A 10,309-nucleotide genomic window follows, 5' to 3' on the forward strand; every position below is an offset into this window, starting at 1 on the left:
GTGTACCACGGCAAGGACCCGCCACAATCTGCGCAAAGCCGCGCCCCGAAGGGTCATGCGCCCCGCGGACCCCGCGGCCAGAGGGGGTTGCGGCCGAGGACGTGAGCGATGTGTGCTCTCCCCACGCCCCTTCACGCCCCCCACGTCCTCCGCTCGGCTCACTCCTCGAGCGGCTCGATGGGAAGGGTGAACTCGAACCGGCTCCCCTTCGAGAGCTGGCTCTTCACCGAGATGCTCCCCCCGTGAGCCTCGATGAACTGCTTGGCGATGGCCAGCCCCAGCCCTCGGCCGTGCTTTGTGGCAGTGATGCCCGACTCGGCGCGGTAGAAGCGCTCGAAGATCTTCTCGAGGTCGGCGGGCGCGATGCCGTGACCCGTGTCGGCCACGCAGATGACCACCTCGCCGTTCGAAGCGCTGGCCTCGATGCACACGCGGTCGTTCGGACGCGAGTACTTGATGGCGTTGTCGGTGAGGTTGAGCAGCACCTGGCGGATGCGATCTTCGTCGGCGCTCACGGCCGGCAGATCGACGGGAGCGCTGATGCTGAGCTCGACCTGTGCCTTGCGCGCGTGAGGCTGCAACACGGCGGCGGTATCTTCAATCATCTTGCGCGGATCGACCGATCGCATGCGCATCTGGATCTGGCGCGCGTCGACCAGCGAGAGATCGAGAAGGTCCTTGATCAGCCGCTCGAGACGCCGCGATTCATCGTAGATGATCTGCAGCCATCGAGCGCAGAGCGCCGGGTCGTCCTTCGCGCCACCGAGCAGGGTCTCGGCGTACCCCTCGATGCAGGTGAGCGGCGTGCGCAGCTCATGCGAGACGTTGCTCACGAAGCTCGACATGAGCTGGTCCATGCGCGATTTGAACGCGGCCTCGTTGCAGGCCTCTTCCACCAGGCGGGCCACGCTCTTGCGACCGTTCCGGAGCAGCGAGGTCGAGCCGGAGTGCAGCTCCACGGGCTCGAGGATGCCGAGATCGGCGCGGCGATCGTTGATCTCGGTGGTGAGACGCGCCACGATGCGCTCTCGAACGAGTCGCAGGTCATTCATGCTGAACTGCTTCTTCGAGCGCGGCGGTGAGAAGAGGAAGAGCACGAAGGTGTCAGCACCAGGACGCTGCACCGCCACGAGATCGGCCTCACGAAAGAGCTTTCCTCGAAGCGCGTCGACAACGCGGCCGATGCAGCCGAGAAGCGCGTGTCCCGCCGCCTTGCCGTAGCGATCCTGCAAGCCGTGGAACCCCACCACATCGAAGAAGACGAACCCGATCTCGCCCTGACGTGACAGCTCCTCACGAACACGCCCGTGCACCGACGAGAGCACGGGCAGCTTCGTGAACGGATCGAATCCCGCGGCTACGCGGCGCGTCGACGTGCGATTCTCGGCCATTGTGGGGGTATTTCCCGCGCCCTCTCCGGTGTACCTGCTGCGACCACTCCCATCTGACGGTGATGGCGCCGCTACGCCACGCCGCTGCGTTGCGACGCGCGCATCCAGGCCCGCACGCCGCGATAGGCGATCGACGAGAACCACGCGACCTGCACCGCCACAAGGGGGGCAACCACGGGCAGCAGCCAGCGCGACTCGATCATGGCGTACATGGCGCCCAATGTGTACAGCACGCTGACGAAGCACACCACCGAGACCGAGAACGCGGGATGCAGCGAGCAGAAGAGCACGAACAGCACGAATGCCGTGCCGCACACCAGCAGAACGTGCTGGGCGGTGGTCAGCGTGATGAGGGCATCGGAGCCCATCAGGGTGAAGACGATGTTCGCGGTGAGCTCGAGCGCGGTCATGGGGTCGCCGCGACCGCCCCCTTTGCTGAAGGGGGTGCGAATGTCGTTGGCGCTGCCCGGCAGGGTGCTGCCGAGCAGAACCACCGCCCCCTTCACCTCCTTCGACAGATCGCCACCGCCGAGCACGCGCTTGAGGCCGATGGTGGTGAACGTGCGCCCAGGTGGCCCCGCCCACGAGATGGGGAAGCGCGCGCCTCCCATGTCGACGAAGCCCCTCGGGGTGAAGGTGGGATTCTTGTACCGCGCCCGGAGCATCGCGAGCGCGAGACAGACCGGAGGGGGATCCACCCCGGCGGGCGACACCTGGAAGTGGCGGGCGATGCCGTCCTCATCGAGGGGCACGTCGCAGAAGCCTGTGGCGCATCTGAAGCCAGAAGCTCCACTTCCCGCGTCGATGCGCGACGCCAGGACAACGTCGTCGGCGCCGTCAACGACAGCGGCAAGCGCGCGGGTCTGGGCAGGGTCTCCCCCCGCGCCTTGGAAGACCACGGTGACCCCGATGCCTTCCGCGCCCGCCTTGCGAAGCCGCTCGATGGCGCGCGCATACGAGGCGCGCGGGAGAGGCCAGTGCAGCCCCAGCTCGTGGAGCGATTCCTCGTCGATGGTGACCAGCACGATGCGCGAGGTGTCGGCCTCAGAGAGCTGACGCCAGGCCAGCACCCGACGATCGAACACCTTGTCTTCGAGCCTTCTCAGCGCCGGAAGGCGCATCAGCAGAAGCGCCGCAAGCGCGACCACCAGGCCGGTCCCGGCGCGGATGGCCGCCGACCGGGGGAGGTCGTTCACGGGGCAGGTACGGCCGGGAGGGTCATGGTGAAGCAGCTTCCCTGGCCCTCACGGCTACGCGCCTCGAGACGTCCTCCGAAGGCCTGGACGATCTCGCGGGCAATGGGAAGCCCCAGCCCGGTGCCCCCCAGCTGGGCGGCCGGACCGCGCGTGACCCGCGCGAAGCGCTCGAAGATGCGATCCATCTCGTCGGCGGCGATGCCCACGCCGTTGTCATGCACCTCGAGCAGCACCGACGACGCCTCGCACCGCGCGACAAGACGAACGCGCCCGGTCTCGCCCGCCTTCTCGGCCACCAGCGCGTTCAGGCCCACGATCTTGATGGCGTTGTCGAGCACGTTGGTCACCGCCTGCGACAGCAGCGCCTCGTTCGCGCGCACCGGAGGAAGCGACGACGCCACATCGACGTCGAGGCGCACACACTTCTGCGCCACCAGGGGCGCCAGGTTGGTGGTGACCTCACCCACGACCCGTGACACCGAGACCGGGCCCAGCGGCGCATCAGACGGGGAGGGGCGCTCGCCCGCATCGAGGAGCCCCACCAGAAGCCTCGCCATGCGGTTCGTCTCGTCATTGATGATCTGGAGGAAGCGGCGAAGGATGGCGGGCTCGCTGTAGCCGCCTTCGAGAAGGGTCTCGACGTAGCCCTTGATCGAGGTCAGGGGGATGCGCATCTCCTCGGCGATGCGACCCACCAGGGTGCTCACGTCTCGCTCGATACGCTGCAGGGAGGTGACGTCGCGCAGAACCGCCACGGCCCCCGCGAGGCGCCCCTCGGATCCGTGCACCGCCAGGAACTGGGCCTGGAGGGCGCGCTGGTCAGGCATGAGCACAAGCCGATCGTGGGCATCGGTTCCACCCGACTTCACCACCCTGGCGAATGCCCGGGTGAAGTCGCTCATCTCGAGGGCGTCCCAGATCTTCTGACCGATGGCAGCAGACGCGGCGACGCCGAACATGACCTCGGCGGAGCGGTTGAAGAAGTGGATGCGACCCTCTTTGTCGATGCCGATGCAGGCCTCGTCGAAATGGTCGACGAGGTGCTCGGTGAGGATGCCGACGATCTTCTTGGGCACGGTCTCGAACCGGCCCTACTCTTTCTCCTCGTACTGGAACTTGTATCCGATGCCGTGCACGGTCTTGAGGTAGCGAGGCGAGGCCGGATCTTCCTCGATCTTCTGGCGCAGGCGGCGCATGTGCACGTCGACGGTGCGCGTATCACCCAGGTAGTCATACCCCCACAGCTGCTCGAGCAGGTAGTCACGGGTGAAGACCTTGCCGGGATTGGTGCAGAGCAGCTTGAGCAGATCGAACTCCTTGGGCTTGAGATCGACCTCTTCGCCCTTGAGCCGGACCTCATGCTTGACGAGGTTGATGGTGAGGTTGTCGAAGGCGAGCTCGTCCTTCTCTTCGGCCTTCGAACTGGTTCGACGCAGAACGGCCTTCACGCGCGCCACCAGCTCACGCGGGCTGAAGGGCTTGGTGACGTAGTCATCGGCCCCGAGCTCGAGCCCGAGGATCTTGTCGATCTCCTCAGACTTGGCCGTGGCCATGATGATGGGCGTCTTGGTCTCCTTGCGAAGGGTGCGACACACGTCGAGGCCACCGGTGCCCGGCAGCATCACATCGAGGATGATGAGATCCGGCCGCTCCTGACGAGAAACGTTGAGGGCCTCGAGCCCGTCGTATGCAGAAACGACGTCGTAGCCCTCTTTCTCGAGGTTGTATTTCACGAGCTCGACGATGTTGCGCTCGTCGTCGACGACCAGAATCTTTTCCTTCGCCAAGACGGCTCTCCTCTCTTATCGCAAGGCCGCCAGCATCGCCAGGCGCCCCGTCTCTCGCCGATCGCGCCGATATGAAAAGAAGAGGTCGGCCCGGCAGGCCGTGCAGAGACGACTCACTGCGATGTTCCGCCGGGGCACCCCTGCTCGCTGCAGCTGCAGCACGTTCAGCTGCCAGAGGTCGATGCTGTACTTGTCATTAGTTATCAACGACGCGACCAAATCCTGCCAATCAGGAAAGCGGTCACGCACGGGCCCGGCAACGTCGTCATGCACCTCGAAGCAGCACGGTCCGATCGACGCCCCCAGACCGCACAGCAGCTGCGCCGGATCGGTGCCGTAGCGCGCCTGCATGGCCGCCACCGTGGCGCCGGCCACGTCATCGACGGTGCCTCGCCATCCGGCGTGAGCAAGCCCCAGGGCGGGTCGCTGCGGATCGAACAAGACGATGGGCACGCAGTCGGCAGTGTAGATCACCAGGGGCAGGCCCGGCTGATCGGTGATCACCGCGTCGGCGGGCGCCATCTCCGGACCGCAGCCGAACGTGCCGCTCCCCTGCCCTACCGTGTGCACCGCGTTGCCGTGCACGAGCCGGATGTACTCGAGCACCTCGAAGCCGCCGAACGCTTCTCCGAAGCGCGCGCGGTTCACGCGCACGTTCTCGCCGTCATCACGGGTGGTGGTTCCGAGGTTGAGGCTGTCGAACGGGGCAGGGCTCACCCCACCGCGCCGGGTGGAGAACCCGCAGGTCACCTTTCCGGTGGCCTCGAGCAGCGGAAAGTCGAAATAAGGAGCACGGCCCTCGACCTCGACGAGACGTGCGTCAGACGGGGGCGTCGGGCTCATGCGATCACGCGGGCGCACCCACCGTGAGCGCGGTGCGCTGGGCCATGAAGTCTTTGGCGCGATAGAGCTCCTTGAGCATCTTCTCGCGCAGATCGTCGGTCTGCACCACGTCCCACGGCATCATGAACGACGGGTCGCGCTCGGCGTAGAGGAACCCGTCGAGGTCGAGCCCCTCCTCGTCGCAGGCCCGTTGCCAGTCGCGGGGAGAGCCGCTCCAGTACACCTTCTCGAGCACCCGCCCGAGGCGGCGATCGGCCCGCGCGCACAGGCCCTGTATCTTGACCCAGCGCGGACTCTCCATGTTGAACTTCAACGCGGGGGCCTTCTTGAAGTGCGCGGCGACGCGACGCATGTTCGCGTCGACCTCCTCGGCGCGGGCCTGGGGCATCCACTGGAACGGCGTGCCGGCCTTGGGCACGAACTGGCTCACGCTGGCCTGCAGCGTCGATCCGGGTCGCCCCTTCTCGCGAATGAGGCGGTGGCAGTCGGAGATGATGCGAATGGTGTCGCGCACGTTGTCCTCGGTCTCGCCGGGGATGCCCATCATGAAGTAGAGGCGGAAGTTGCGCACCCCGCGGGTGACGCCGCGCTCGAGGGCCTTCATGAGGGCCTCGTCCTTCATGCGCTTGTTGATGAACCAGCGCAGGTCTTGATCGCCCGTCTCGGGCGCCAGGGTGAGCGTCTCCTGACCGCTGGCCTGGATGGCGTCGACCACCTCGTCCTTCAGGCTGTCGGCCCGCAGCGACGCAAACGAGCAGTGCGCCCCCTCGGCTAGAAGGCGGCGCGTGAGCTCGGGCATCTTCGGATAGAGGTTCACCACCGCTCCGAGAAGCCCGACCCGCTTCGTGTGCTGCAAGCCCACCTTGCACGCTTCCCAGAGCTGGTCGACGTCGCGCCAGCGGTTGGGGGTGTAGACGTAGCCCACCACGCAGAAGCGGCACAGATAGGGGCAGCCGCGGGACACCTCGATGAGGAACGAGCGTGAGAACTCTGTGTGCGGCGTGATGATGGAGGTGTGCGAGTTGAAGTCGAGGTTCTTCACCGCCAGCCGCTCGATGCGCTCCGGTGCCCCCGCGCGCACCTCGCGACCGGTGATGTAGATGCCGTCGTAGGTGTGATGGTAGAGCGACGGCACGTAGACCCCGGGGATGCGCGACAGCGCCTCGAGCAGCGCCGCGCGCGAGCCGCGCCCCGTCTCACGCCACAGCTCGACGATGGCGCGCACCGCCTCTTCGCCCTCGCCCACCACCATGGCGTCGATGAAGTCGGCCAGCGGCTCAGGATTGATGAACGACACTGCCCCGCCCATGATCACGAGGGGCCAGCGCTCGTCGCGATCGGCGCTGCGCAGGGGGATGCCCGCCAGGTCGAGCACCTTCAGCACGTTCACGAAATCGAGCTCGTAGCTGCACGAGAACCCGAGGATGTCGAACTCCTGTACCCGCGCATTGCTCTCGAGGGTGAAAAGGCCACCGCGCGACCTGCGGTGCTCATCGATGTCGTCCGGGTCGGGAACGAACACGCGCTCGCACACCACGCCCGGCGTGCGGTTGAGAAGGCCGTAGATCGACTGGAAGCCGAGGTTCGACATGCCTACGTAGTACGTGTTCGGATAGCAGAGCGCCATGCGCACATCGCCCCCCGCCGCGGGGGTGACCAGCGCAATCTCGTCAGCGCGGACGCGCTTCGCCTTGTCGATGAGCTTCCAGGCCATGGGACCGACCATCTCTTCCTACCCGTGCGCGGCACCTCACAACCCGTGCCGACGGGCGCTCCCATTATACACGATGCGATCAACCGCGCCGCCACGCGACTTCGCGGCAAGCGACGGGATCGGTCAGTCGGTCCAGCGCGGCCCCAGGAACAGCGGCGTCACAGCCCCCCCGAGAACGGCGTGGATGGGCTCGTGAAGCGGCGGGTGCATCTCGATCTCGCCCAACCGATCGAGCTTCACGAATGCCGCCTCGGATCTCGCCCAACCGATCGAGCTTCACGAAGGCCGCCTCGCACAGGCGCTCGTCGACCTGCACCTGGAGCGTCCCGCCGCAGATCTCGGCGCGGAAGCAGAGGTTCAGACCGTGTCGCGAGCGATCCGGCGGCAGCGTCTCCCAGACCAGGGCGAGATCACCCACACGCACGTCGAACCCCGTCTCCTCTGCGGCCTCTCGGCGGGCCGCCTCGTGCAGGCTCTCGCCATACTCCACCCCTCCGCCCGGGAGAAGCCAGTACGAATGGCCGTTCTTCTCGTGCCGGACGAGGAGGATCTCGTCTCCGATGACGATGAGCAAGGCCACGCGAATGCGAATCTCCGCCATCAGGAGAGCACCGGGAGCAGCAGGCTGCTCGGGCGGGCCTCGTCGTGCCAGATGCGATCGACGGCCTCCCGGATGCCGAAGTGATGGGTGACGGGGCGTTCGAAGTACGACGAGTCTCCCGGGGCGATCTCGAGGCGGATGCAGTGGCCAGGCTCGAACCGCCAGGCGGTCGACCAGATCTCGATCTCGAGCGGAACCACCACATCGGGCTCGAGCGGCTCAGCCTGCTCGTGCACGTGCCAGGGGCGCTCAACCGTGGTGCGCGCGGCGTCGAGCGCCCGATGCGAGGCCCGCAGCCATCCGCGGCTCACCGTGAAGCCTTGCGGAGGGAGATCGAGGGCCGCGAGCAGGCGCGCCTGCTCGGCATCAGTGGGCGGCACATCAGCCAGACGAACCACGAAGTCGGCGTCGACATCACTCGAAGACACGTAGAGCGTCAGGCGAACAGGCCCTGTCACGTCGAGCCGCTCGTCGAGCGGCGCGCTGGTGAAGGTGAGAATCCGCCGGATGCGGTCGGGCACGCCGCTCTTCGAGAGCACGGCGGTCCCGAGCCCCTCCGGTCCGGTCCAGGCCGGATCCGGCACCGATACCTCGCTGGGCGGGGCCTCACCCTGGGGCGCGTCAAAGCTCAGAAGGCCGTCGTTGAGCGAGTGCACGGGCGGCAGCGTTCCCGCGCGGAGGTAGAGACGCCGATGATGCAAGCCCGAAGGGGGCCAGGCGTCTGCCTCCCGATACCTTCCCTCGGTCTGCATCCAGTAGCGCACCGGTGGCTCATCCATGATTGCGTTGGGCAGATCCTTGAGCCAGTAGTCGTACCAGCGCAGCAGCTCTTCGTGGAGCTCGAGAGAGCTGAACGCGGCCTGCACCTGATCGTAGGCATCGGGTGGCGCAACCAGGGGCCAGGTAGAAGGCTCCCCCACCGAACCGCACACCAGCAGCTTCTTCGGTGCCTCGATGAGCTCATAGGCGAGCATGTTCCCCCGCAGGCTTATGCCCAGCGACGACCAGTGGGCGATGGAGTAGAATGGCGTCTCGATGGTGGAGAGGCGCGTCGAGGCACCGTTCATCCAGTAGAGGGGACCATCGAGGGGCGCCTCGAGGAGTGCCAGCACCGGATCGTTTGCCAGGCGACGAGGCAGCACGCGCTCCATCATGCGACGCGCCCTCAACATCGCGCGCAGCCCCGCCTGCTCGAGCGTGCTGCTCTGACCGTCGACGAGGCGCTTGACCACAGCGTCGACCACGGGCGCTCGGGAAGGCCAGCGCTTGTCCGGGAAGTCGAGCATGCGACGGCTGCGCATCTGGTTGAATCGCAGACGCGGAAGATCGCTGGCGATGCCGCCGTGGTAGGCCAGATCCCGGTAGGGATCGAGCCAGGCGTCGTAGGGCGCGATGCAGCGCAGGTGGGCCGCGAGCCACTGCGCGGCGCCCGCGAACCCCGATCCGATCATGCCGACCTTGCCGCTGCACCAGGGCTGGTCGGCGATCCACTCCACAACATCGTAGAGATCGGTCTGAAAGGCTGGCCCCATCCAGTCGAACGACCCGTCTGACTGACCACTTCCGCGAGCGTCGACGTGGACGAACGCATAGCCGCGCTCGACATACCAGTCGATGGGACCGGCTTCGCGCATCCGGTACTGGGCCACCGGGGCAAGCCCGCGGAACGCCCTGCCCTGGACGCCGATGGACAGCAGCGTGGGGTAGACCCCATCGGCAAGGGGGCGAAAGACATCGGCCGCCAGACGAGCGCCATCACGCATGATCACGTGCTGATCGCGCTTCGAGCCGACCTGATGCTCGGGCTGGCTCCGGGGCGGCAGCTCACTCACGGCGCGTCACCTCGCGCAGATCGGTGGGCGTGGCGTGAACAGGCGCCACGTCAGTGGCCAGGCGGTCGGTGACGAACAGATGCGTGAAGCGCACTGTCACGAGACCGGCGCTTCGGGCACGAATCCACGGCCGATCTCCCACAAGATGTGACCGTATTTCTCCCAGCAGCGCAGATCGGCCCAGTAGCCGTCGGACAGATACCCCTCGAGATGGCAGCCGGCGCCAACCATGCGCGCGAAGGTCTCGCCGAGGAAACACGTTCCCGTCGACAGGAACTCGAAGACCCGTGGGCTCAGCACCCGAATCCCGGCGGGGTGGAGGAAGCTCCCCTCGACAGGGTCTTCCCCGAGGAGCGCAGAGAGGCTGACGTCGGTATCGAAGTCGAGGGGACCGTGCACCCGTGCTTCTCTCTCCGGGCGGATCACCAGCGTGGCGTCGGCGTGCTGATCGGTGTGATAGGTGAGCACGTCGGAGAGATCGATGTCGGCGAGCACGTCACCGTTCATGACAACGAAAGGCTCGTCTCCCAGCAGCGGCTGGGCCTTTCGTACGGCGGCCCCGATGCCGTGAAGCGCGTCTTCGTGGCTGTACGAGATGTTGACCCCGAGCTTCTCGCCAGTGCCCAGGTAGTCACACACCCGCTTCGAGTGATAGTGCGTGTTCACAACGATGTCGACGATTCCCGCGCTCTTCATGAGCAGAATGGGCCGGTGGATGACCGGCCGATCTTGGATGGGAATCAGGCATCGGGGGACTCGGCGCGTCAGCGGGAACAGACGCGTGCCCTTGCCACCCGCGAGGATGAGCCCTTTCAAATGGTCGCTTCGCTTCTCTCGCGTGTGCTGAGGGTCGCCCGCCTGCACGGCTACAGGGCGCGGACACCCTGTCGTCTTGAATACGCAACAGGGTCGCATAATCCTACCTGGAGCGAGACCACGGCGACG

At 66.5% G+C, this 10,309-nt stretch carries 9 protein-coding genes; all 9 read right to left on the reverse strand.

Annotated features, from left to right (window positions below):
• Positions 1-158: 158 nt before the first annotated feature.
• Positions 159-1,391 (reverse strand): diguanylate cyclase, encoded by a 1,233-nt coding sequence (locus EB084_11930; protein NDD28963.1) that lies wholly within the window; start codon positions 1,389-1,391, stop codon positions 159-161.
• 71 nt (positions 1,392-1,462) lie between these two features.
• Positions 1,463-2,587 carry a CHASE2 domain-containing protein gene (locus EB084_11935; GenBank protein NDD28964.1) on the reverse strand — a complete coding sequence of 375 codons (1,125 nt, stop codon included), beginning with the start codon at positions 2,585-2,587 and terminating at the stop codon, positions 1,463-1,465.
• Positions 2,584-3,663, reverse strand: a complete 1,080-nt coding sequence (locus EB084_11940; protein ID NDD28965.1) for a PAS domain-containing protein — start codon at positions 3,661-3,663, stop codon at positions 2,584-2,586. Before EB084_11940 ends, EB084_11935 begins: the two co-directional genes overlap by 4 nt.
• A gap of 15 nt (positions 3,664-3,678) precedes the next feature.
• Positions 3,679-4,374 carry a DNA-binding response regulator gene (locus EB084_11945; GenBank protein ID NDD28966.1) on the reverse strand — a complete coding sequence of 232 codons (696 nt, stop codon included), beginning with the start codon at positions 4,372-4,374 and terminating at the stop codon, positions 3,679-3,681.
• A 15-nt stretch (positions 4,375-4,389) separates the two neighbouring features.
• A complete protein-coding gene (pgeF, locus tag EB084_11950) occupies positions 4,390-5,235 on the reverse strand; it encodes a peptidoglycan editing factor PgeF (GenBank protein ID NDD28967.1) in 846 nt (281 codons plus the stop codon).
• Positions 5,222-6,943, reverse strand: a complete 1,722-nt coding sequence (locus EB084_11955; protein ID NDD28968.1) for a radical SAM protein — start codon at positions 6,941-6,943, stop codon at positions 5,222-5,224. The genes pgeF and EB084_11955 overlap by 14 nt, the downstream gene beginning before the upstream one ends.
• 67 nt (positions 6,944-7,010) lie before the next feature.
• Positions 7,011-7,532: an NUDIX hydrolase gene (locus tag EB084_11960; GenBank protein NDD28969.1), complete on the reverse strand. Its 522-nt coding sequence runs from the start codon at positions 7,530-7,532 to the stop codon at positions 7,011-7,013.
• Positions 7,532-9,364, reverse strand: coding sequence for a CocE/NonD family hydrolase (locus EB084_11965; protein ID NDD28970.1), 1,833 nt, complete (start codon positions 9,362-9,364; stop codon positions 7,532-7,534). Before EB084_11965 ends, EB084_11960 begins: the two co-directional genes overlap by 1 nt.
• A gap of 96 nt (positions 9,365-9,460) precedes the next feature.
• Positions 9,461-10,279, reverse strand: coding sequence for a nucleotidyltransferase family protein (locus EB084_11970; protein NDD28971.1), 819 nt, complete (start codon positions 10,277-10,279; stop codon positions 9,461-9,463).
• Between the last annotated feature and the right edge of the window lie 30 nt (positions 10,280-10,309).

This window comes from Pseudomonadota bacterium (genome assembly GCA_010028905.1).
In the GTDB taxonomy this organism is placed as follows: Bacteria; Vulcanimicrobiota; Xenobia; order RGZZ01; family RGZZ01; genus RGZZ01.